Source organism: Mesorhizobium sp. 2RAF45 (genome assembly GCF_052115225.1).
In the GTDB taxonomy this organism is placed as follows: Bacteria; Pseudomonadota; Alphaproteobacteria; order Rhizobiales; family Rhizobiaceae; genus Mesorhizobium; species Mesorhizobium jarvisii.
On record NZ_JBFRGG010000002.1, the window covers coordinates 147,879 to 169,926 of the forward strand.

Here is a 22,048-nt window from a genome sequence, read left to right on the forward strand (position 1 = left end):
AACATACCAACAGGAGACCACAATGACAAAGTTTGCGCTGTACGTTCCGATTGTAGCCAAGCCCGGCAAGGAGGAAGAGGTTGCGAACTTCCTGCGATCGGCGGTTCCGCTGGTCAACGCCGAACCAGGAACCATCTCATGGTATGCCATCCAGGGAGGACCCGCCTCTTTCGCGATATTCGATACATTCGACGACGAAGCTGGACGTGACGCGCATCTCAACGGAAAGGTTGCAGCCGCATTGATGGAGAAGATCAAGGCAGGCGACATGTTCGCAGAGCCACCCGAAATTCATAAATTGGTTATCATCGCTGACAAGCCGGCGAAGTGAAGACCCTGCGGCCACTCCCCCTGCTGCCTTGACCAGCAAGGATGGCGCGAAACTTATAGGCGTCAACGCGCCAAGGCAAACGGCAATCGACGATCACGGAGCCTGCGAGGCTGAGGCGGGGGGCATCGTCCCATCGACCGCCAGCGTCGCCTTCCCAAGTCCAGAGGATTCGTCATGAACCAGAAAGCACTTCCGACAAATATTGCGGCCTTCGCCTCATGCTGGCACTCGGCGCGAGCACGCTCCTCACCACCGCCATCTTCCTGCCTTCAGCAACACGGCCGGCTCTCTCGCAGAATGTCGTTGTCTTGGACGTCGATGTAAAGGCAGTGGCGAAAGGCTACCGGGCCTCCGAACTTGTCGGCGCCAAGGTCCAAAACCAGAAAGGCGAGAAGATCGGCAAGATCGACGATCTTCTCGTCGACCGCGAGAAGGTCTTGTTCGCGATCGTCCAGGTCGGCGGCTTTCTCGGTCTCGGGGGCTACCTCGTCGCCATTCCTTACAACGCCTTGGACATTAGCGCTGATGGCTCGAAGATCGAGCTCGCACAAGGCAGCAAGGACGAATTGCAGAAAATGCCGGAGTTCAAATACCAACAGAAATGATTGCCGAAATGCTCCTCGTCCACGCCCCGCTGTCGGCGGGGCGTGCGTTTGTTCGGACAGAAGTCTTTCGAAGAATGCTGAGACCAGTACCGGCATGAGCCTGCTGTCGCCAGTTTTAGACTGACGGTTGTCAAGGCCCGCAGCGTTGCTCCGGCTAGAGTTGCAATCGTGCCGCGCACTGCAGACCCGACCAGGTGAAACCACCGGTTTGTTCCCTCCCCACTTGGCCGGCTCCTGTAAGAGGCGATGACCAGCCTGCGATTCGCGGCTTATTACGGCTACAAAAGCCGCATCAACCTGCAGCCGCTGCCGTCATCGCGACTACACTAGCGCGCGTTCGGTAACGACGATGCCTGAGGATCTTCCCGGCGTATGTGGATTGTCAGTGCAGATACTTCCGGTCGGCCCCCGACTGGACGACGAGGGATCTGTAAAGCAAAGCAAAGCCTTGCATTACAAGCAAATAATCCTGATGCCGCGAAGCGAAGCCATGCGCCATCTGCATGAGCTCCGGATTGGTGCGTTCCAGATCTTCAATGGCTTGCAGTGTAAACCGTTCGGAGCCCTCTTCGTCGATTTCGCGCACGAGCGAAGCGCGCGTTTTCGCCGTCACGCGGGGCAATGGATGCATGATTTGCTTCTGGTTTGTGTCGGACGACGCCGAAACCATGAGCTGATAGAACATGCCAAAGCCAACCATGACTTTCGGGCCGTTGTCGACATCGGCAGCGCACTTGCGCGCCATGTCCAGGAGCTCCGGGTTTTCGCGCGTCAGGCACTCGGTGATTTCTGCCAGGCATGCCTCCGGCCCGAGATCATCAAATTGCCTTGATACAAACTCTCGGGTCCATTCGGTCACACGAGGAAGAGAGCTCATCGGCAGCGTTTCCTTCTGGGACGATTTGGTTTTGAACGGAAACATAGGTGGTGCTGGGTGCAAAAGCAAAATTAAGGATTTGTAACAGGAAAGACCCCGAAGGCGGTCCCGACAACACGCCCGGGACTTTGAGAACGGAAATTCACCACCGTCAACGCGGTGCCGGCGGCACGATGTAAACAGAGTGCTCTACGAAGAACTCCCGTCCTGGGATTTTCTCCCCAAGGAGCAAGGCATGAGCATCAAAAGCATCGTCACGATAGCATCCTCGCGCTCGGTCTCAGCATGAAAGCCGCATCAAGGAGTTCGGCGTTGACATCAGCGGCGCCGGGACCAGCCAAGAAGAGAGCAACGTTGCGAGAGAACCGCGTCCGCAGCACGCCAATGACGCCTTTTGCTTCCACCGCGCAGCCTCCGGGGCGACGCAGGCGACGCCGCGGCCGTTGGACTTTGCAGGCGGTGTCTTTGCCTTTCGCGGTCTTCGCCAGATCGGCATATCGGATGAACGTCCAGGAAAGAGGTGTCCCATGACCGCATATAAGGTTGGCTACTTTATAGGAAGCCTGGCTTCGGCCTCCATCAATCGCAAGCTAGCCCGGGCACTGGTGGCTCTCGCTCCGCCGGAACTCGAAATGGAGGAAATTTCCTTCAGGGACCTACCGCTTTACAGCTACGACTACGACGCCAATTTTCCCCCACCTGCCAAAGCCTTCAAGCATGCCATCGCAGCGGTCGACGCGGTGCTGTTCGTGACACCGGAGTACAACCGTTCAATCCCTGGCGGTCTGAAAAACGCCATCGACTGGGCAAGTCGTCCCTACGGGACAAACTCGTTCGCGCGCAAACCATCAGCAGTAATCGGGACGTCGCCGGGCGCGATCGGCACTGCAGTGGCCCAGCAAAGCCTGCGCAGCGTACTTAGCTTCTGCAATTCACCGCAGATGAATGCACCGGAAGCCTACATCCAGTTCAAGCCTGGCCTCATCACCGATGAAGGCGAAGTTACTGACGAGACGACGGCCGATTTCCTTCGCAGCTACATGGCGGAATTCCAGGCATTTATCACTCGCGTCTACACGGTATTGCCAAGGCCAAGGCTGAACTCTTGATGGAATTGCCACCGAGGCGACGATGTCGTCCTGGTGGACGAATGCGCAAATGAGATCGAAGCGTCGTCTCCGTAGTGCGCCTGTCAATCAGTAAACTCCAACAGGCGGGAAACGGGGCGTACGCACGGAAGGTCGGTCGTGTCACCTGAATGGGTTTCCGCTTGGGCCAATCTAATGACCGGCATGGCGGCCCTTCTGGCTGGCTGGGCCGGGATGCGCGGGCTCAATGCATGGCGGGCCGAAACGGTCGGCAGGCGGAAGGCCGAACTTGCAGAAGAGGTTTTGGCTGGGTTTTATCGGACCAGGGATATTTTGACATGGGCGCGGTTTCCCGCCTCGGATGCCGATCAAGGTGAAACTGTTCGGCCCGAAATCGGCCAGGACGATGATGGGCCCGAAAAGAGCGAGATCATCGCCCCCGTGGACCGCTTGACAAAGGAAAGCCAGGTGTTCTCCGAGCTCCGCGCGAGCCGTTACCGCTTCATGGCTTACTTTGGGGAAGAGGCTGCACGCCCGTTCGATGAGATAAAGGCAATTCACAACGAAATTGTCGATTCAGCCCGCAATTTGGTCCGGACCCACGGCGATGAGTCAGCCGGACGAGAACAGGAACGCGATCAATGGGAGGCCGCGATCGGTTGGGGGGGAACGGAGGGAGACGCTCTGAGGAAGCGGCTTGACCTTGCAGTAAAGGCAGTCGAGCAGACCTGCCGCCCCCTAATCGAGGAACGGCACAAGGCCCGCCGCGACAGTATCTTCTGATGATTTTGATTGCGCCATGGGGTCCGGTCATGACTGAATATAACGAAACCACGAATCCGATCCTGACCGGCTTCAAGGGTCAGTGCCCCAGATGTCAGCAGGGACACCTGTTCGCAGGCTACCTGAAACTTGCTCCAAGTTGTGATGTCTGTGGACTGGATTTTTCTTTCGCCGATCCCGCTGACGGGCCTGCATTCTTCTCAATGTCGATTGTTGCGTTCCCAGCCCTTGCGTTTGCTCTTTGGTTGCAGTTGCGGTTTGAGCCACCTTTCTGGATTCACATTCTCACAAGCCTGCCTCTGACCATCGGGGCATGCATAGTGTTGCTCCGACCTCTTAAAGGATGGCTCGTCTGTTCTCAGTATTTCCATAAGGCAGCGGAAGGTTCGATCGATCGAGATTGGCATGCCGCTGAAGCCGAGCGCCAAAAGCAAGAACCGCATGAATAACGAGATCAGCATCGGTTCATTTCTATACCTAACGCTCGCGTCGGATAGGCGCTGCCGCTCTGGCGCTGACATCAGTCGTTGGTTGCGCTCATGCCGGGCTATCTGCGATGCCAACTGCACGGGTAACTCGCTTCCGTCTCTTTGAGACCCATTGCCAGATCGTATTGCCAGTCGAAGAAACGAACGTGCGTTACCTGGCCTTGATGCGTAAGGCCGCGACAAGTCCGACCATCACCTTGTTGAAGGCGAAGAGACGGGCGGAAGCTCGGTGGCGGACGGGGCGTGAACGGCGGCGCCCTTCGCTATGCTGGCGAGATAGGTATGGAGCTGGGCCACCACTTCGGCTCCTTCGCCGATCGCAGCGCCGACGCGTTTGACAGAACCGGAGCGCACGTCCCCGACCGCAAAGACGCCAGGGATGCTGGATTGCAGTGACAGCGGTTCTGCCCCGTCGATGGCGGTGCGTGTCGCCTGCACGCTCGCACCCGTCTGCACGAAGCCTTTGGCGTCGAGAGAAACGCAGCCGTGCAGCCACCCAGACTCCGGCTCGGCTCCGATGAACAAAAACAGATGCCGAGTCGACCTGTCCGTTTCCTCGCCTGAAACCCGGTTGCGCCACCGGATGCGCTGAAGCTGTCCTTGCGGTGAGCCGGACAGCGCAACCACCTCCGTATTGGTCACCACTTCGATGGTGCTGGTCGCATAGATCCGGTCAATGAGATATTGTGACATGCTTTCGGACAGGCTTGGCCCACGCACGACCAGCGAGATCTTGGCGGCGTAGTCTCGCAAGAACACGGCAGCCTGTCCCGCGGAGTTGCCGCCTCCGACAAGGACGATTTCCTCGCGCTGGCAAAGCCGCGCCTCGATGGGCGAGGCCCAATACCACACGCCTCGCCCTTCGAACTCGCTAAGATTGGGGACGTCAAGCCGACGGTAGCGTGCGCCGGACGCAATGACAACGGACGAAACCTTGGTGCGATCTCCGTCAGCGAGTTCCAGCATCAGCGGATTTTGACCGCAGTCCAGGCGCGCGATGCCGGACGGAATCGCCATTTCTGCGCCGAATTTCTGCGCCTGCACATAGGCACGCCCGGTGAGGTCGCGGCCAGATATGCCAGTTGGGAATCCGAGGTAGTTCTCGATCCGCGCGCTCGCGCCGGCCTGTCCTCCGAACGCGTGTGCGTCGAAGACCACGATCGAAAGCCCCTCGGACGCCGCATAGACCGCGGTGGCAAGACCCGCGGGGCCGGCCCCCACGATGGCGACATCGTACGTCCGATCTCGACCGTCCCTCCGCACCATTCCAAGGGCGCGTGCCAGGTCTGACTCACTGGGATTCTTCAAAATGGTGCCCTTGGGACACACCGCCAGGGGAAGGTCGCTCGCATCCGGCGCATATTTGTTGACGAGATCCGCGGCATCGCGATCACTCGCAGGATCGAGCACCTCAAATGGATAGGCGTTCCGGGCGAGGAAGCCTTGCAGCCGCACGACATCGGGAGCGTCCTCGGGTCCGATAAGCACCGGTCCGCCGGCGCCCGCTTCAATCAGGGAGATGCGTCGCAGAATCAACGCGCGCATGATGCGGTCGCCAATCTCGGGCTCCGCGATCATGACCCTGCGCAGGTCCTCAGCCCGAATGAGAATGGCCTCGATATCGTCGACCGCGTGAACGTCGACCAGCGCCGGCCGACCGGAAAGCTGTTCCACTTCGGCGACGAAATCGCCTGCAGTCACTTCCACGATCGGAGTGAGATGTCCCAGCGGGTCGCGCCGCGTGACCTGGGCGCGACCGCTCTTGAGCACAAACATACCAGGCGCGATCTCTCCCGTCACGAATAGCGGCTGGCCCTTGCTGTAACGCTGGCGGTGGCCGAAGCGACAAAGCCGATCGATTTCCGCCGCCGAGAATTTCGGAAACATCCTCTCATTGCTCGGATCGATCTTCGGCATCAGATATCCTCACGGGTTCTTCTCACGGCCTCGATCGCGCGACCTCTGTGCGACAAGCATTTCGCGAACTTGTCTGCCGTGAGAGCGCCTTGTCGCGAGCATAGTGGAAGCCCACCATTAAGCGCCCGCTGAGCCTTGTCATTGACGACCGTCAACTCGGCAATTACGCAGATCGCCAACGTCGAGCCTCTGGATGTGTCGTGCACGCCGTCCGTGTGCTGCTCATGTTGACAGCCGAGCGCTTGAGCGGATCCCCGCGATTCTACCGAAGTGCTTCAAGGCGATTGGGCGCGAGCCGAGCCCTGAACCGCGACAGATATGGCGCCGTGCGGCTTATGGACGATCCCGCGACCTCGGCTGGCCTGCCGAACGCGACCACACGACCGCCTTCGTCACCTGCCCCAGGGCCAATGTCCATGACCCAGTCGCTGCCGGCGGCGACACGCATGTCGTGCTCCACCACGATGACGGTATTGCCGGATTCGACAAGCCCATCGAGTTGCGCGATGAGCCTCTCGACGTCAGCCGGGTGTAGTCCCGTAGTGGGCTCGTCAAGGATGTAGAGCGTATCGCCGCGCTGCGGCCGCTGGAGCTCGGAGGCAAGCTTGATCCGCTGGGCCTCACCGCCGGAAAGCTCCGTCGCCGGCTGGCCAAGCCGCAGATAGCCGAGGCCAACCTGCCGCAGCACATCGAGGGATCGGCGCACCGTCGGCTCCTCGGTAAAAAAGGCGAAGGCGTCATCGACCGTCATTCCCAGGACCGCGGCGATGTTCTTGTTGCGGTATTCTATCTCCAGGGTTTGCGGATTGAAGCGCGCGCCATGACAACTTGGACATGGCGCATAGACGCTGGGCAGGAACAGCAGTTCGACGCAAACAAAGCCTTCGCCTTCGCAGGTCGCGCAGCGGCCCTTGGCAACATTGAAGGAAAAGCGCCCAGCGTCATAGTGGCGGGCGCGCGCCGACTTTGTGGCCGCGAAAATTTTGCGAACGTGGTCGAACAGCCCCGTATACGTGGCGAGATTGGACCGTGGTGTGCGTCCGATCGCTTTCTGGTCTACGACCACCAGGCGCTTGACGTCCTGCGCCCCGGCCGCGATCCGACCGCCCCGTGTCGTCACTACGGTCCGCTCGAGTTCGTCGCCCTCATCATCGATCGAGGGGATGGGATGGCCGAGCTGCTTTGCAATCAATTCCACCAGGACCTGGCTCACCAAGCTCGACTTGCCCGAACCGGAAACGCCAGTCACGGTTGTAAATCCTCCCAGCGGAAAATCGACATCAAGCCCATGGATGTTATTCCGGCTGACCCCGCGCAGCCGCAACCAGCCCTTGGGCGGGCGCGGCGTTCGATCTGACACGATCGTATCGCCGAACAGGTACCGGCGGGTCTGCGATTGCTCTGCCTGCTCGAACCCTTGCAGCGGACCGCTGTAGAGCACATGGCCGCCTAGATCGCCGGCACCTGGGCCGACGTCGACGATCCAATCCGCATGGCGGATCACATCGATATCGTGTTCGACGACAAACAGCGAATTGCCTGAGAGTTTCAATCGGTCGAGCGCCGTCAACAGCGCCTCCGTATCCGCAGGATGAAGTCCGGCGGAGGGCTCATCTAGCACATAGACGACGCCGAACAGATTGGAACGCACTTGGGTTGCAAGTCGCAGGCGCTGAAGTTCCCCCGGTGACAGCGTCGGGGTGCTTCGCTCCAGTGAAAGATAGCCAAGCCCGAGGTCGAGCAGAACCTTCAGCCGGCCGCTGAGGTCCTCGGCGATCCGCTGCACTACCAACGCCTTCTCCGGATGCCGCGTCTTAAGCTTGGTCAAGGTGGCAGCGGTGGCTTCCGCATAGGGGCGCAAGAGATCAGCGAGTCTTGCCAGCGGGATCCTCGATATATCGGCAATATCGAAACCGGCGAACTTGACGGACAGCGCTTCGCGGCGAAGCCGCTTGCCGTCACAGAGCGGGCACTCGGTGCTCACCATGTAGCGTGCCACCCGCTTCTTGATCGACGCGCTTTCAGTGGTGGCAAAGGTGTTCAGCACATATCGCCTGGCGCTGGAGAAATTGCCGCGGTAACTCGGCTCCTCCTTGCGCCTGATCGCGCGTCGCGCCTCGTCCCGGTCATACCCGATATAGACCGGGACCACCGGCTGCTCGTCGGTGTACAGGATCCAGTCGCGGGCTTCTTTCGGCAGCTCTCGCCAGGGGCGATCGACGTCGTAGCCTAGACTAGTCAGCATGTCGCGCAGGTTGCCGCCATGCCAGGCAGGCGGCCAGGCGGCAATGGCGCGCTCGCGAATGCTTTTGGAATCATCCGGCACCATCGAGCGTTCGGTCGCCTCGTAGACCCGACCGAGCCCATGGCATTGGGGACAGGCTCCCGCCGGCGTGTTGGGCGAGAAAGCCTCGGCATCGAGATGCGCTTGGTGCCGTGGATAGTCGCCGGCGCGCGAGTACACCATCCGCAGGAGGTTGGACAGTGTCGTCACGCTACCGACGGAAGAGCGCGTGGAAGGCGAGCCGCGTTGCTGCTGCAAGGCCACGGCCGGCGGCAGACCGTCGATTTCGTCCACCTCGGGAACCGCCATCTGATGAAACAAACGCCGCGCATAGGGAGACACCGATTCGAGGTAACGCCGCTGCGCCTCCGCGTAGAGCGTGCCGAAGGCCAGCGACGACTTTCCCGAACCGGACACACCGGTAAACACCACAAGGGCATCGCGGGGAATGACGAGATCGATGTTCTTCAAATTATGCTCGCGCGCTCCACGCATGCGAACGAAGCCTTGCGGACGCTCTTCTGCCGCTGCTTGAAATGGAGGCTTGTTGATTTCCAGCATGTGCTTAGACCGGCCAGGTAGAACCCATTGCGGCAGAGCGCCGTCGCGACCACAATGATCGCTATCGATTTGTCCAGCGATCCACCCAGCGCCGGGATCGTACGGGCTGCCCTGTGCCAGCTCACGGCCGGGCAGGCAGAAACATTGGGGGCGATGCGATCCGCATCAATTGATGCCCGTCAATTTGCTGTTAGGTTAGAGCGTCGCCAAAGGCCCACCTTGGCAAAAATTCATCTGAGCCCGCTCGCGTGACCGCCGCTACCTTTCTCTGGAACGCGCCCCGACACCTTCAGCCTGCAGACAGATTCTGATGTCGCGCCGGCATTTAATGGGCTTGGAGCTTCGAAGGGCTATCCCATATAGGATCGCCTCGGTTCGGTTCGCGACTGCACCTCGCGGATGAAGTCCTGCGGGCGCGTAAAGAAGCTATTCTCGACCAGAACGCCCCCGATGATGACCATCGGATGCGTGCGAAGAATATCGAAGGCATGCGGCGCCGTGAGCAGATTGGCGTCGAAGGTGCAAATTACCGGGTCGTCGTAGTTCGGCAGCACGCTATTGAGTCGCATCTCGTATTCAACCCATTCATTGCTGCTCTTCCAGTCGTCTACGGCCGCTTCGGCGTGCGCGATCATCCGCGTCAAAGGGAAGCCGAGCTCGGAGCCGGCCTTCAAGCCCTCTTGGATGAGGACGAGCATCGCGTCCTTGTTGAAGCGTCCGGTCTCGAGATAGGTGTCCTCCGGTAACGCGACTTCGAGTTGGCGGCTTTTCATCGCCTTCTCGACGTCGATGCCGGCGTTGCGCAACCGCTGGAAGTGATCCTCCTTGTGCCTATCAGGGAGGACATGATAGGCGCGCTGGCCGCAGTTGATGCCGTCGCAGATGAACGGCAGCAACGTGTCGTACTCCTCCGCCGCCGAATTGAAGAATGCGCAGACATGCCTGTGCTCACGCAACATGGATCCGCCAAAAGGAATAGGCTGGGTCGTTGATTTCATGTCAGTCCCCAGATCCGATCTTCTGTGCTTTCGTTATCTCAGGCGATTGTCCGCTCATTTCTTTTAGGAGTCCATTCGTCATTCAGCGCAAAAGGCCCTCGATTGCGTTCCGGTGTTGCAGCCATAGTCAGTCTCGCGGTTGAGAGTCCTTTGGGAATTGCCTGCCGTGAAAGCGCCGGCTCGACACCAGGCCCTCTCGTTGCTCCAGGCTGTCCGCGATCTGGGCGGCGAGCCTGTCCAGCGGAGCATGATCGAACTCGCGCTTTGTCTGCGGTTTGCGAAAGTGCGTTGTTAACACTCCCCAGAGGCGGCCGTGGCTGCTGATCAGCGGCGTCGACTGTGCCGCCGCAATGCCGCCGGCACGCAACATATCGAGCTCGCGCGTGCCCACAAAGAGGTAGCTCGTCGTCACATCTTCGACGAACACACGCATGCGCCGCGTCAGCGCGACAGCACAAGTGGTGTTGGTATCGCGACGCACGGTGCCGAAAAAGCTCAGGGCTTCGCTTGAGAACCCGCGGCTGGCAACAATTGTCAGGCAGTCGGTTCTTGCGTCGAAGCGCTGCAGCGTGCCCATGTCCGCGCCGATCATGTCGATCGCGATATCGAGAGCCTGCAGCAGGCCCGCGCCGACATCCGGGGAATCTCTTAGCCCCAGCAGGATAGCGTCGATTTGTTGCCCAGTTGTGGCGTCGAGCGGTTCTGTGAGTTTTGCCATCGATGTGCCCCAGCGCGCCGTAACACGCCAAAATTGTCGCGGCCGAGCGATAGCTGAAATTATAATGGGAGATTGCTGGCGGGCGGATTACGGAATTTTACGCAATCGACTTTTTCGTCACGCCAGCCGGCAACACGTGACTGCAGTGAATGCATTTGCGCGACGTGGCTGTGCCCCCTGCAAGGAGCACTCGCTGGCAACTAAAGACATCTGATAAGCCATTAGCCCGTGCCGGATATGGTTCCTGGGCGCCAGATCGGATTGATCGGATCGGAAATCCGATCTTGGACGGCATTATCGCTGCCCCGAAATCGAGGGTTCCAAACGTTTGAATCAATCCGCTAGGCAATTGGCATAGGTAGTGTATGGTTTTGCTCGGGATGCGGCTGCTACGTGGTCGCAAACGGTCGTCGCCGCGCGGCAACTGCGAAGATGAGCCGCTGCTTCGGCGTTGAGGACAAGCGCTGAAGATCCGATGTACATTATGTATTGGATCAGGCGACATGCCTTGGGTCGATGAGCTTTCTGAGCCGCAAGAGCTCAGGCACTGCATCCGCGATCTTGTCGCGCTTTCGACGCTGCCAGCAATCTGGAAAGACTACAATTTGTGGCAAATCGCCGACAGTGTGGCGGCAGGATTGATTTCGATGCTCAATGCAGACGTCATTTACGTGTCTGCACCGAGGGTGCCAGACGAAGCTGCGGTCGACGTGATGCGCACGAGCCAGGCGGTATCCGCTGGATCCCCTGGTCGCATCGAACGCATCATTCGTGCTGCGTGGCTCGATAGCCGCGAGCAGACATTCGCGATCGACAACCCGTTTGGGAAGGGAGCGTTACAGATCGCTGCCGTACCAATGGGCTTTGGCGGCGACGCCGGAATTATCGCAGGTTCCGTCAACCCGAAATTTCCAAGCGAGACGCATCGACTGGTTCTTGGAATTGCGGCGAGCCACGCAACGCTCGCCATGCAACGCTGGCACGCGGAGGCCCAGCACCGGCGTCTGGTGAGCCTGATAGAGCGCTCGTCCGAGCTCGTTGGTTTCGCCCGATTAGACGGCACGCCGCAATATCTCAACAAGGCTGGCTGCGAGCTACTAGGGCTTTCCGGCATTGAGGAGGTGGAGCGGCTTAACATCGTCGATTTCCTGGCTCCCGATGAGCGGACCCGGGCGCATCGCGAGTTGATCCCACTGGTAATGGGGACCGGACGCTGGCTCGGCGAGCTCAATCTGCGACACTTCAAAACTGGAGAAGACATTCCGTTCCTCGTCGATTGGTTCCGCATCGACGATTTGCGCACGGGTCGCCCTATGAACATGGCGACCGTCAGCCGCGATCTGAGGGGGCAGAAACAACTTGAAGAGAGCCTTCGACGCCTCAACGAATCGCTGGAGCAGCGGGTGGCAGAACGCACATCGGAATTGGCGGACGCGCTCCAGCGGCTGACGCTCGAAGCCGAGGAGCGCATGCAAGCGGATGTCCGATCGCAAGAGCTGCAACTCGAGCTGCTTCATGCGTCGCGGCTGAGCGCAGCGGGTCAGATGGCTGGCGCGTTGGCGCATGAATTGAACCAACCGCTGACCGCGTTCACGAATTCGGTCAACGCTGGGCGCCTGATGATCGCAAGCGGCGCGCATAGCGTCGACACCGTACGCGATGTTCTCGACGAAGCCGCCGACCAGGCGCTCCGCGCCGGCGAGATCATTCGGCGTCTGCGACAGTTCGTTTTGCGTGGCGAGACGGAAATGCGGATCGAAAAACTGCCCGACTTGATCCGCGAGGCCAGTGCTCTTGCCTCCGCGGGAACCGGAGCGCACGGCGTGCGGGTCCGGCTGAGCTTCGATCCGCGCGCCGAAGCAGTGTTTGGGAACCGAATTCAACTGCATCAGGTCTTGCTCAACCTGATACGCAATGCGCATGAGGCGATGGCAGAGACTGAGCGGCGTGAGTTGTACGTGGCCACCGCGCGGCTCGATGAAGAGTTGATTGAGATCGCTGTAGCAGATCGTGGTTCGGGCCTGCCGGACGATATGGCCGACCACCTCTTCGAGCCATTTCACACCACAAAAAGCAATGGCATGGGATTAGGCCTCTCGATCTGCCGCTCGATTGTGGAGGCCCACGGCGGCAAGCTGCGATATGAGCCAAATTGCGGCGGTGGAGCAATCTTTCGCGTGACGCTGCCTGTCCCGTTGGAGCGATGAGCGAAGATGGGCGCCGACCGATGCATTTATATTGTTGATGACGACCAAGCGATCCGCCGGTCGTTGGAGCGGCTACTGGACGCGATCGGTTTCAATGTGGTGTCGTATGCCTCGCCGAAGGCATTCCTCGGCGTCGCGGGCGACTTGGCCGCGGGCTGCGTTCTGCTGGATCTTCGCATGCCGGAGATGGACGGCTTTGAGGTTCAGGCTCGCCTTCAGCTGAAAAACCCGGACTTGCCGGTTATTGTGATAACGGCTCAAGGCGACGTACAGACCGCGGTCCGAGCGATGAAGGCAGGAGCTGTGGACTTCATTGAAAAGCCATATAGCCACGACGCCTTGGTAGCGGCGATTGAGTCCGCGCTGAAGACCGGCACGGCGAAGGGTCGAACCGATGAAATTGCTGGTGCGAAAGCGCTGATCGATACGCTCAGTCCACGCGAGCGCCAGGTTCTCGAGGCGCTGGTAGCCGGGCAGCCAAACAAGATCATTGCCTTCGATCTCGGTATCAGTGTGCGCACTGTCGAGGTTCATCGCTCGCGTATGATGGACCGCCTAGGCGTGCACCAGCTGGGCCAAGCGGTCAGGCTTTCTGTTCTCGCGAGCCTCGCAGAGGCTAGGTGAGCGGGTTCTTGCTGGAGGTGTCTGCTCCAGTACATCGTCACGCTCGATTTGGATGACGTAAGTTCCGGGAAACCGGCGCTCACGACTTCAACCGAGACGGCCAGATGGTCCGCAAAGCGAAAGGCAATAAATACGAGAGAGTTGGCGTTTGGGCGTGCCGGTCCGCCCGGCCATATTTGCCACGCACCTCCCCGAGCCAAGGTCTCGGCGCATGCGGGTGACCTAAGCTCGGCGGGTACCTGGCGCGTTGCTTCAGCGATGGCCCAATTGCATCGCTTCCATCGGGCATTGATGCAACTTGCACGGAATGTCGAACCTTTCGTTAAGCCATGGCGCTCACTGTCCATTCTGTCTGCGAGCAGCGATGAGTATCACGATGGATCACCTCCGGGCCGTTTCTCACAATCAGCTTTCGGCTGTCTTTGAAGACTTGGCCGACCACGCGTTGGTCGGCATGACGATCGTGCTCGACACCCGGTTTCTCTATGCCAACCAGAAATGCTGCGAGCTGTTCGGCTACTTAGAAGAAGAATTCATCCAGCTCTCCCCCTTCGACCTCGTCGTCGATACCGATAGGGAGATGGTTCGGAACCGGATGAACGAGCGCCTCAGCCGCGAGACAACTACCTCGGAATATTCGTTTCGCGGCGTTCGGAAAGACGGCTCGATCATCGATCTGGAGGTGCGGGGATCGACAATCGCCATCGACGGCCGGCCGGCCCTCGCCACTTCTTTTGTCGAGATGACCGACACACGCCGGGCGATCCAGGAGCGTGAACACCAGCGGACGATGGCCGCCCACATCGCCCGTGAACGAGACACCGCCCAGCGATATCTCGATGTAGCTGGGGTAATGATGATGGTCTTCGCGGCCGACGAGACGATTTCGCTCGTCAACCGGCAGGGGTGCGAGGTGCTCGGCTATCGAGCCGCCAACGAACTCCTCGGCCGGAACTGGATCGACGTGTTCATTCCCGCGCCGAAGCGATTAGGTATGCGAGCCGCATTCCATTCGTTTCTCGACGGCACCACGCCGGCTGTCGAGCATTTCCAGAATGAGATCGTTACCCAGAGCGGGGAAGAACGGATCATCAGCTGGCACAACCAGCTCCTTATCGATGAAAGCGGCAAGGCCACTGGTATCCTCAGCTCCGGCGAAGACATCACCGAACGGTGCCGGGCCGAGGAGTCGCTTCGGATCAGCGAGTTGCGCTTCCGCCAGATCGCAGAGAACCTTAGCGAGGTCTTCTGGATCACGAATGCGGACAAGACGAAGGTCGAATATATCAGCCCCGCCTATGAGACCGTTTGGGGGCGGACCGTTGAGGAGGTCTACGAGCGGCCAGTCGCGTACCTCGAAGCGATCGTGCCCGAGGACCGCGAGGCAACGGAAAGGCGGGTTAAGCAGCAGGCCGAGGTCGGCTACGATGTAGAATACAGGATCACACGGCCTGACGGCGCGACTCGCTGGATTCACGACCGAAGCGTTGCGATCAGGGACGAAGCAGACTGCGTCTACCGACTGATCGGCGTCGCCGAGGACATCACGGAGCGAAAAGCTGCCGAGAACCGCCTTTTCGAACTCGCCCATTTCGACCAGCTCACCGGCATCACCAATCGGCTGTATTTCGGCGAGATCGTCGATGCGGCGATCAGACGGAAGGCGGCTGGTGCGGTGATCCTTCTCGACCTTGACGGGTTTAAGAAGGTGAATGATTCCGCCGGCCACGCGGTCGGCGACCTGCTGCTCCGCGCGACGGCGAAAAGGCTGGCAGAGGTGGCCCCTCCAGACGCGACCGTCTCTCGTTGGGGTGGTGACGAGTTTGCTGTCTTCGTACCTGAGGGATCGACGACGGGTTCGCTCGCTGAGTTCATCGGCCGCATCCGGGAAGTGTGCGCAGAGCCTTTTCTTCTGCCGCGGCGAAAGGTGTTCCTGACCGCAAGCATCGGTATCGCCCGGTCCCCGGACCACGGAAGTTCAGCCGCCGAGCTAATGGCCCACGCCGATCTCGCGATGTATCGGGCGAAGGCGGAGCAGCCGGGAACGGAAAGATTCTTTACCCCCGGAATGAAAGAAGAAGTTCAGCGGGAGATCGACCTCGAGGCCGAGCTACGCCGAGCCTTTGCCAACGCCGAGTTCGAGCTGCACTACCAGCCACAGGTCGACCTCGCCACCGGCTGCCTGGTCGGTGCCGAGGCACTCCTGCGCTGGCGGCATCCAGAAAGGGGACTTCTGCAGCCGGCGGAATTTCTCTCGGTGCTGAAGCCGAGTCCGGTGGCGGCGGCGGTCGGTGATTGGACGATCGCCACCGCGTCAGCAGTTGCGTCGCGGCTCCATCGCGCCGGTCGCCCCCTGCGGATCGGCGTCAATCTATTCTCGGCCCAGATGAAGGCCGGAGGATTGACAGAGACGATCGCGAGGCAGCTCCAGGAAAACGAGCTGCCTCCAGAACTGCTGGAGATCGAGATAACCGAGAAGATAATCCTCAACCAAGACCCGTCGACGCTCGTGACGCTAACTAACATTCGTGAACTCGGCGTCGGCATGGCCTTCGACGACTATGGCACCGGCTATGCCTCGCTTAGCATGCTCACCGAGTACCCCCTTACGCGCCTCAAGATCGATCGCGCCTTTGTCGACCGAATGGCAACCAGCGTCGGCGACGCAGCCATCGTCAAGGCAATCGTTGGCCTCGGTCTGGGCTTTGGGCTCAAACTTGTCGCCGAGGGAATTGAGTGCGAAGAGCAGGCAGCGACCCTTCGTCTTCTCGGCTGTCACGAAGGCCAAGGCTACCTGTTTGGCCGGGCTATGCCCACCAACGAACTTCTGATGGCGGTTGAGCGGGCGGCGGGCTGCACCCCATCACCAGGGTTTGTACCGGCGGCATAGGGCGGGGCTTCGGCGGCTGGCGCGCCACAGGACATCGTCAGCGGCCCGGAACGACAGTGAACGTGATCACGCCGCGGAGCGCGACGACTCGACGATTGTTTGCCATATTCGAAATCGGCACCCACGGCATCCTATCGCTTTTTGTTCCCTCTGCACATGCAGACGCCCGGCAGTGCAGGCGTGTGACAGCTTGCCCAGACGCCTTCACGATGGAAGGAGTGGCCCTCCACGCCGACGCAGGGCTCAGGAGGCTGAGCCCGTCGCGAGGCGAACAAGACAAAAAAGGCGCCCCCACACATGCGGCAACTTGGTTTCGACTGAGCTCGTCAGCCGCGCTCCGACTGCTACCCGCTGAACCCGCGCCCATGACTTCGGCAAGTGTGCAGCGGGCGCCGCAATCGCATCGGATCGAACGATAAAGGCTTCCTGGCGCTCCGCCCGTCTCCGGTTATGGCGAAACCGCGAGCTACAGCGTGTTCGCCGACGATGTCTGCTTCTGGGATACGGGAAAGCTGATCGCTACGGCCGATATGAAGGCGCAAAGCCGCCATTCGGCTTTTCATCATGCCTGATCGCTTGCCGTCAGGCTCAGACGTCAAATCGACCGAGATCTAATCCCGAAGAGTCATCTGGCTGGGATTACTGGCGCAGACGGATCGTGAGGTCCGGGAACATGGCCGGCAGGAACCACTGCCGACGCCCCGAGGACGTGCTTCTCTTGGTCATCAAAGAAAATGTGAGCCCCGAGCGCTTTTAGGATGGGTGCTTTCTCACGGCTGCCTACGAAGTGCGCCTCGTCAGCCGGCGTTCCCCATGCTCTCAGCGTCCGAATTACGCGCTCATGCGCAGGGGCGTTCCGGGCAGTCACAAGTGCGATGCGGACCTTACTCACGTTGCCCTCATTAAGGAAAACTCGGCGCAATGCGGATAATTTGTGAAGGAAATTACCAAACGGGCCCCGCGCCATTGGATTGCTTGCGTTCGCGGTCTCATGAGCAAGGAACGCCTCCAGCCCCTTTTCTTTGTAGATTTCATCGGACTCAGGGCCAAACACTACAGCATCGCCGTCGAACGCGACCCGGACCTCGCCCTGGGGTGTTTCTGCACGGTCCTTGGGTGCCAAGCCAAGCCGCGCAGCCGCTGCTCCGCCGTCCACCGCTCCTTTTACGTCCGTGTCCGCGTTTGAGAGAAATAGGTCGATGCCCCACGCAGGGACAAAAGGAGCAAGCGACCGCCCGCTAGTAAAACTGCCTGTCTTGACGACAAGCCCATAGTGATCGATCGACTTGAACGCCCGGAGGGAGAGGTCGGGCGAGTTTTGCGACAGAAGGATCACTTCAACGTACGGAGCAGCCTCAGGATCGTTGAGCGCGAGTAACCGCTCGACTACCTCAAAGCCAGCACCCCTGCGGAGGATCACGTCCTCGCGTTCGAGTTGCATGGCCGCATACGCCATGACGCCGTACCTCTCGAATATACGATGTTCCTCCTCCAAATCAAAAAGAGCGCGCGTGGAGATTCCGATGCGGAGCGGGCTAGCCCTTAGCGTAGACCCTGGATTGCCATTCTCTTCGGCTGCAACCGAGGTTTCCGCGATTTCCATTTGCCCCTCCTCCGATATTAGGCACTCGTAGGCAATGCCCATTCTATATTTGCACAATTTTGGAAGAATTGGAGATCTGCGGTTCATTGCAGATCGGTGTCATTTCATCGCGAAACGATATTCGACTGGACTTCATACGACAACGAAGCATTGGTGTTCCCAGCGCAGCAGAAGTGCAGAGGATTAGGACCAAGCAGAATCTCCAGCCCGCAGGGACAGCGGGCTTCGGTCAGTACTAGCGCCGGAATGGTCCGGGCTTCGAACTGACGGAGATTTGAAATGTCTATCCTCAACAACACCATTGTGAAGGCCGACAATGCGGAAGCCGCTGATCCGGCGTCCACCGTCGACAACAGCACCCCAACCCGGAAGCTCCGCCCAAAATCGGGGGCGACCATCTCGGTCAAGAAAGCCAAGGACGAGGTCCCGGCGGCGGCTACCAAAACCGATATCGTCCTCAAGAAGCTGAAGTCGGCCAAGGGTGTAACCATCGAAGTCTTGATGGATGCGACGGGGTGGCAGGCGCACTCGGTTCGCGGCTTTCTCTCCGGCACCGTCAAGAAGAAGCTCTGCCACGAAGTTCTCAGCGAAACAGGCAAGGACGGACAACGGCGATACCGCATTGTCGAGGCGAAGACCGCCGGTTGACCTCGATGCGCAAGCGGCTCGATCTAGATAGTGAGATCGCCGGGGTCGGCGATCTCACGCGCGACGAACTATCTGCGGCCTGGGCAAAGGCCTATGGCTGTCTCCCACCCAAAGGGGTCAAACGCGGTTTGCTTGAACGATCGGCTGCCTGGCATCTCCAGGCCAAGCGTTTGGGTGGTTTGACTTCGACCGTTAAGAAGACACTGGGGACAGGTAACGCACGAAGGACCAACGTGAATGCTATCCATCCGGGCAATACTGGGTCGGATCGCCAGGACGGAGTTCAATCAGCCCGGCCAACGTCATCGGACAAGGTAGTGGCGTCGCCGCCGCGACCTATTTCACCCAAGGCCGGCTCGCGCCTAATGCGAGAATGGAATGGCCGGACGCACATCGTCGAAGTCGTCGACGACGGCTTCGTGCTCGATGGCAAGACGTACGGATCGCTGTCGGCGGTCGCCCGCCGCATCACAGGCGCCCATTGGTCTGGCCCGAGGTTCTTTGGGCTATGACGGTGACCCCTCGCCTCAACTGCGCCATCTACACTCGCAAGTCGACTGAAGAGGGATTGGAACAGGAGTTCAATTCGCTCGATGCACAGCGCGAAGCTTGTGCGGCCTTCATCGCATCGCAGGTCGGTCTAGGCTGGAAGCTGGTGCCGGGCCACTACGATGACGGCGGGATCTCGGGCGGCACGATGGAGCGCCCTGCCCTGCAGCGTCTCCTACAGGACATCCGGGACAAAAAGGTCGATGTGGTGGTTGTCTACAAGATCGACCGCCTCACCCGGTCGCTGATGGATTTTTCCAAAATCGTCGAGATCTTCGATGCCAGCTCCGTCTCGTTTGTCTCGGTGACCCAGCAGTTCAACACCACGACCTCAATGGGCAGGCTGACTCTCAACGTGCTTTTGTCCTTCGCGCAGTTCGAGCGGGAGGTCACGGCCGAGCGTATCCGTGACAAGATCGCCGCGTCGAAGAAGAAAGGCATGTGGATGGGCGGCGTGGTACCACTGGGCTATCGCGTCGAGTACCGCAAGCTGGTGATTGACGAGACTGAAGCGCAAACAGTCAGACACTTGTTCGACCGCTATCTCACCCTGAAGTCGGTCAGGGATCTCGTTGACGAGGCTGCGAGCGAGGGACTCTCGACACGATCGCGGCAGCGCAAAGACGGATCCGTTGCCGTCACCATGCCGTTTGGTCGCGGCAACCTCTATCACCTTCTTTCGAACCCGGTCTACGTCGGCAAGGTCAGGCACAAGGATCAGGTCTACGATGGAGAACACGAGCCGATTGTCACGTCGGTCACGTTTGAGGAGGCCCAGGCACTTCTCGCCACGCAGGCGCCGCGGCGGCGAAGCCAGTCGAATGGCACGCAAGCCCATTTGCTCACCGGTTTGCTCTTCGATGAAGCCGGCGAGAAACTGCGATCGGTTCATGCCAACAAGCAAGGTGTTCGCTACCGCTACTATGTCTCAAAGCAATTCGTCGACCAGCGCCGAAACGGGTCCGAGGGCTGGCGTCTTCCCGCACCTGCACTTGAATCAGTTGTTGAGCATCGCCTGAATCGGATTCTCAGCGATCAAGCCCAACTGTCTGATTGGATTCGGCAATGGGTAGACGCTGGCGAAATCCAGTCGGCGATGCGGGGAGCCGAAGAGTTGCGGTCGCGCTGGGCTTCAGACACTGCAGACGCGAAGCGATCCATGCTTCAAAAGATCGTTCGCAAGATCACCCTCAAGCCCGGATCATTGACCATCGACCTGGATCGCCGCTCGCTGTCGGAATTGCTTCTCGACCAGATTCTTCCGCCCAACGATGGCGCCTCGGTAGCCTCCATCGAATGTCCCATCGGTATGAAGCGGCGCGGCGTCGAAACGCGGATCTTGCTTACAGACGGATCCAACAGCAGCCAAGAACCCGATGGCGCTTTGATCGACCTTCTGCGTCGAGCCCACTTGTACCTCGGCCAACTTACCGACGGAACTCACCGAAGCCTCACGGACGTTGCCATGCTCAACGGCACCGATACATCCGAGGTCAGCCGCCTCCTGCCCTTCGCATTCCTTGCTCCGAAAATTGCGGCCAACATCGTTGCAGGTGATCAACCTGTTGAACTAACGGCGCACCGGCTATCCCGATTGTCGGACCTCCCCCTTGCCTGGGCTGACCAGGCTTCACTCCTCGGCTTCTAACCATCCGGCGAGCATCTCGCTGATCAGTCGACCATCACTTTGGCAAACACTTGGCTGCGGAACTCGCCCGAAAGAGACGGACGACCAAACGTCAGGTGTTTTGGGCGCTCACTGCGTCGTCTCAGCCAAGTGTTGCCCGCTACCGGGCGCTAACCCACGGAAATGTCGGAGCTATTCTGAGACGGGTGGAAAACCCGGAAATCGGGTGGAATGGATGGTGGGCCCGGAGGGACTCGAACCCCCAACCAAGCGGTTATGAGCCGCCGGCTCTAACCATTGAGCTACAGGCCCCACGTGGGCTGGATTAATGTCTTTCGCTTTCCGGCACAAGGCTTTCCCGACGGGCTTTCGCGGAACGCCCAAATCAACCCATAATCGCGCTCTACGCGAGCTCTTGCGACTGGATCGCAGACCAAGGAGATTTTCATGACCAGACATCTTTTGCCCCTCGCGCTCGCCGCTGCAATCGCTTTTCCGGCGATGGCTGGAGCCGCCGATTCGCCGACGCCCGCCCGCATCATTGTTTCGGGTGAAGGCGAAGCGACCACCCCTCCCGACCTGGCTTTGCTGTCGCTCAGCGTGATGCGCGAAGCCAAGACGGCGCGGGCCGCACTCGATGCCAACAACGACGCCATGGCCGCCGTGATCGCGGCGATGAAGGCGGCAGGCATCAAGGATCGCGACCTGCAGACGGCGGGCATCCAGATCAACCCGCGCTACAACTACACCAACAAACCCGATGGCAGCCAGGAAGGCGAGCTCGTCGCCTACCAGGTGACCAACACGCTTTCGGTCCGCGTGCGCGACATCGACAAGACGGGCGAGATCCTCGACAAGGCTGTTTCGCTCGGTGTCAACCAGGGCGGCGGCATCGCCTTCACCAATGACGATCCGGCGGCCACCGTCACCGAGGCGCGCAAGAAAGCGGTGGCCGACGCCGTGGCCAAGGCCAAGACGCTTGCCGCGGCGGCCGGCGTCAGCCTCGGCAAGGTGCTCGAGATCACGGATCAGAACATCAGGCCGGCACCGATGCCGATCAACGCCAAGGCTTTCGACGCCGCGGCAGGCGCCGCGCCGGTGCAGGCCGGCGAGAACGCCTATAACGTCCAGGTGACCGTCACCTTCGAACTGAAGTAACCAGCTTCGACAATCCATGGCCGGGCTCTTCGCCCAGCCGTGGATTGTCCGCCGGCGCATCCATGAAAAACCCCGCGGGATCGCTCCCGCGG

General features: G+C 60.0%; 18 protein-coding genes and 1 tRNA gene. 12 read left to right on the forward strand and 7 right to left on the reverse strand.

The window, feature by feature from the left end:
- Positions 1-22: 22 nt before the first annotated feature.
- Entirely contained in the window at positions 23-331 is a 309-nt protein-coding gene (locus AB4Z43_RS05540) for a putative quinol monooxygenase (protein ID WP_202358435.1), read from the forward strand.
- Between the two features lie 218 nt (positions 332-549).
- A complete protein-coding gene (locus AB4Z43_RS05545) occupies positions 550-936 on the forward strand; it encodes a PRC-barrel domain-containing protein (RefSeq protein WP_240565193.1) in 387 nt (128 codons plus the stop codon).
- A 382-nt stretch (positions 937-1,318) separates the two neighbouring features.
- On the opposite strand, the gene AB4Z43_RS05550 is transcribed toward AB4Z43_RS05545, so the two are convergent.
- A complete protein-coding gene (locus tag AB4Z43_RS05550) occupies positions 1,319-1,813 on the reverse strand; it encodes a hypothetical protein (protein WP_240565194.1) in 495 nt (164 codons plus the stop codon).
- A 527-nt stretch (positions 1,814-2,340) separates the two neighbouring features.
- Here AB4Z43_RS05550 and AB4Z43_RS05555 point away from each other — a divergent pair.
- From AB4Z43_RS05555 to AB4Z43_RS05565, 3 genes are all read left to right on the forward strand, one after another.
- Positions 2,341-2,922 carry an NADPH-dependent FMN reductase gene (locus tag AB4Z43_RS05555; RefSeq protein ID WP_240565195.1) on the forward strand — a complete coding sequence of 194 codons (582 nt, stop codon included), beginning with the start codon at positions 2,341-2,343 and terminating at the stop codon, positions 2,920-2,922.
- 174 nt (positions 2,923-3,096) lie between these two features.
- On the forward strand, positions 3,097-3,684 hold the full coding sequence (locus tag AB4Z43_RS05560; protein WP_441936374.1) for a hypothetical protein: 588 nt from the start codon (positions 3,097-3,099) through the stop codon (positions 3,682-3,684).
- A 29-nt stretch (positions 3,685-3,713) separates the two neighbouring features.
- Entirely contained in the window at positions 3,714-4,133 is a 420-nt protein-coding gene (locus AB4Z43_RS05565) for a DUF983 domain-containing protein (protein ID WP_240565197.1), read from the forward strand.
- 231 nt (positions 4,134-4,364) lie between these two features.
- Here AB4Z43_RS05565 and AB4Z43_RS05570 read toward each other — a convergent pair whose 3' ends face one another.
- The 4 genes from AB4Z43_RS05570 to AB4Z43_RS05585 all read right to left on the reverse strand — a co-directional run bounded on the left by AB4Z43_RS05570 (position 4,365) and on the right by AB4Z43_RS05585 (position 10,650).
- A complete protein-coding gene (locus AB4Z43_RS05570) occupies positions 4,365-6,089 on the reverse strand; it encodes an FAD-dependent oxidoreductase (RefSeq protein WP_240565198.1) in 1,725 nt (574 codons plus the stop codon).
- Positions 6,090-6,351: 262 nt separating this feature from the next.
- Positions 6,352-8,934 (reverse strand): excinuclease ABC subunit A, encoded by a 2,583-nt coding sequence (locus tag AB4Z43_RS05575; protein ID WP_441936377.1) that lies wholly within the window; start codon positions 8,932-8,934, stop codon positions 6,352-6,354.
- A gap of 350 nt (positions 8,935-9,284) precedes the next feature.
- Positions 9,285-9,932 (reverse strand): MEDS domain-containing protein, encoded by a 648-nt coding sequence (locus AB4Z43_RS05580; protein ID WP_441936379.1) that lies wholly within the window; start codon positions 9,930-9,932, stop codon positions 9,285-9,287.
- A 127-nt stretch (positions 9,933-10,059) separates the two neighbouring features.
- Entirely contained in the window at positions 10,060-10,650 is a 591-nt protein-coding gene (locus AB4Z43_RS05585) for a GAF domain-containing protein (protein WP_038655051.1), read from the reverse strand.
- Positions 10,651-11,153: 503 nt separating this feature from the next.
- On the opposite strand from AB4Z43_RS05585, the gene AB4Z43_RS05590 reads away from it, so the two are divergent.
- The 3 genes from AB4Z43_RS05590 to AB4Z43_RS05600 all read left to right on the forward strand — a co-directional run bounded on the left by AB4Z43_RS05590 (position 11,154) and on the right by AB4Z43_RS05600 (position 16,371).
- A complete protein-coding gene (locus AB4Z43_RS05590; protein ID WP_051726998.1) occupies positions 11,154-12,857 on the forward strand; it encodes a sensor histidine kinase in 1,704 nt (567 codons plus the stop codon).
- Between the two features lie 6 nt (positions 12,858-12,863).
- Positions 12,864-13,481, forward strand: coding sequence for a response regulator transcription factor (locus AB4Z43_RS05595; RefSeq protein ID WP_202358423.1), 618 nt, complete (start codon positions 12,864-12,866; stop codon positions 13,479-13,481).
- Positions 13,482-13,845: 364 nt separating this feature from the next.
- A complete protein-coding gene (locus tag AB4Z43_RS05600) occupies positions 13,846-16,371 on the forward strand; it encodes a sensor domain-containing protein (RefSeq protein ID WP_441936382.1) in 2,526 nt (841 codons plus the stop codon).
- Between the two features lie 625 nt (positions 16,372-16,996).
- Here AB4Z43_RS05600 and AB4Z43_RS05605 read toward each other — a convergent pair.
- Complete coding sequence (locus AB4Z43_RS05605; protein WP_441936384.1) at positions 16,997-18,016, reverse strand: 5'-nucleotidase; 1,020 nt, start codon at positions 18,014-18,016, stop codon at positions 16,997-16,999.
- A gap of 237 nt (positions 18,017-18,253) precedes the next feature.
- Here AB4Z43_RS05605 and AB4Z43_RS05610 point away from each other — a divergent pair, with 237 nt between their 5' ends.
- From AB4Z43_RS05610 to AB4Z43_RS05620, 3 genes are read left to right on the forward strand one after another with little or no spacing between them, the layout of a single operon-like run.
- Positions 18,254-18,622, forward strand: coding sequence for a DUF3489 domain-containing protein (locus AB4Z43_RS05610; protein WP_441936386.1), 369 nt, complete (start codon positions 18,254-18,256; stop codon positions 18,620-18,622).
- A gap of 5 nt (positions 18,623-18,627) precedes the next feature.
- Positions 18,628-19,134, forward strand: a complete 507-nt coding sequence (locus AB4Z43_RS05615; RefSeq protein WP_441936388.1) for a DUF2924 domain-containing protein — start codon at positions 18,628-18,630, stop codon at positions 19,132-19,134.
- A complete protein-coding gene (locus tag AB4Z43_RS05620; RefSeq protein ID WP_441936390.1) occupies positions 19,131-20,819 on the forward strand; it encodes a recombinase family protein in 1,689 nt (562 codons plus the stop codon). Before AB4Z43_RS05615 ends, AB4Z43_RS05620 begins: the two co-directional genes overlap by 4 nt.
- A gap of 215 nt (positions 20,820-21,034) precedes the next feature.
- Here the strand turns inward: AB4Z43_RS05620 and AB4Z43_RS05625 are convergent.
- Positions 21,035-21,110, reverse strand: a tRNA-Ile gene (locus AB4Z43_RS05625).
- Between the two features lie 135 nt (positions 21,111-21,245).
- Here AB4Z43_RS05625 and AB4Z43_RS05630 point away from each other — a divergent pair.
- Complete coding sequence (locus AB4Z43_RS05630; RefSeq protein ID WP_019860435.1) at positions 21,246-21,956, forward strand: SIMPL domain-containing protein; 711 nt, start codon at positions 21,246-21,248, stop codon at positions 21,954-21,956.
- The last annotated feature ends 92 nt before the right edge of the window (positions 21,957-22,048 follow it).

Coding starts and splice junctions, on each gene's coding strand:
- AB4Z43_RS05540 (WP_202358435.1), top strand. CDS start 23: ATGACAAAGTTTGCGCTGTACGTTCCGATTGTAGCCAAGCCCGGCAAG.
- AB4Z43_RS05545 (WP_240565193.1), top strand. CDS start 550: ATGCTGGCACTCGGCGCGAGCACGCTCCTCACCACCGCCATCTTCCTG.
- AB4Z43_RS05550 (WP_240565194.1), bottom strand. CDS start 1,813: ATGAGCTCTCTTCCTCGTGTGACCGAATGGACCCGAGAGTTTGTATCA.
- AB4Z43_RS05555 (WP_240565195.1), top strand. CDS start 2,341: ATGACCGCATATAAGGTTGGCTACTTTATAGGAAGCCTGGCTTCGGCC.
- AB4Z43_RS05560 (WP_441936374.1), top strand. CDS start 3,097: ATGACCGGCATGGCGGCCCTTCTGGCTGGCTGGGCCGGGATGCGCGGG.
- AB4Z43_RS05565 (WP_240565197.1), top strand. CDS start 3,714: ATGACTGAATATAACGAAACCACGAATCCGATCCTGACCGGCTTCAAG.
- AB4Z43_RS05570 (WP_240565198.1), bottom strand. CDS start 6,089: ATGCCGAAGATCGATCCGAGCAATGAGAGGATGTTTCCGAAATTCTCG.
- AB4Z43_RS05575 (WP_441936377.1), bottom strand. CDS start 8,934: ATGCTGGAAATCAACAAGCCTCCATTTCAAGCAGCGGCAGAAGAGCGT.
- AB4Z43_RS05580 (WP_441936379.1), bottom strand. CDS start 9,932: ATGAAATCAACGACCCAGCCTATTCCTTTTGGCGGATCCATGTTGCGT.
- AB4Z43_RS05585 (WP_038655051.1), bottom strand. CDS start 10,650: ATGGCAAAACTCACAGAACCGCTCGACGCCACAACTGGGCAACAAATC.
- AB4Z43_RS05590 (WP_051726998.1), top strand. CDS start 11,154: ATGCCTTGGGTCGATGAGCTTTCTGAGCCGCAAGAGCTCAGGCACTGC.
- AB4Z43_RS05595 (WP_202358423.1), top strand. CDS start 12,864: ATGGGCGCCGACCGATGCATTTATATTGTTGATGACGACCAAGCGATC.
- AB4Z43_RS05600 (WP_441936382.1), top strand. CDS start 13,846: ATGAGTATCACGATGGATCACCTCCGGGCCGTTTCTCACAATCAGCTT.
- AB4Z43_RS05605 (WP_441936384.1), bottom strand. CDS start 18,016: ATGGGCATTGCCTACGAGTGCCTAATATCGGAGGAGGGGCAAATGGAA.
- AB4Z43_RS05610 (WP_441936386.1), top strand. CDS start 18,254: ATGTCTATCCTCAACAACACCATTGTGAAGGCCGACAATGCGGAAGCC.
- AB4Z43_RS05615 (WP_441936388.1), top strand. CDS start 18,628: ATGCGCAAGCGGCTCGATCTAGATAGTGAGATCGCCGGGGTCGGCGAT.
- AB4Z43_RS05620 (WP_441936390.1), top strand. CDS start 19,131: ATGACGGTGACCCCTCGCCTCAACTGCGCCATCTACACTCGCAAGTCG.
- AB4Z43_RS05630 (WP_019860435.1), top strand. CDS start 21,246: ATGACCAGACATCTTTTGCCCCTCGCGCTCGCCGCTGCAATCGCTTTT.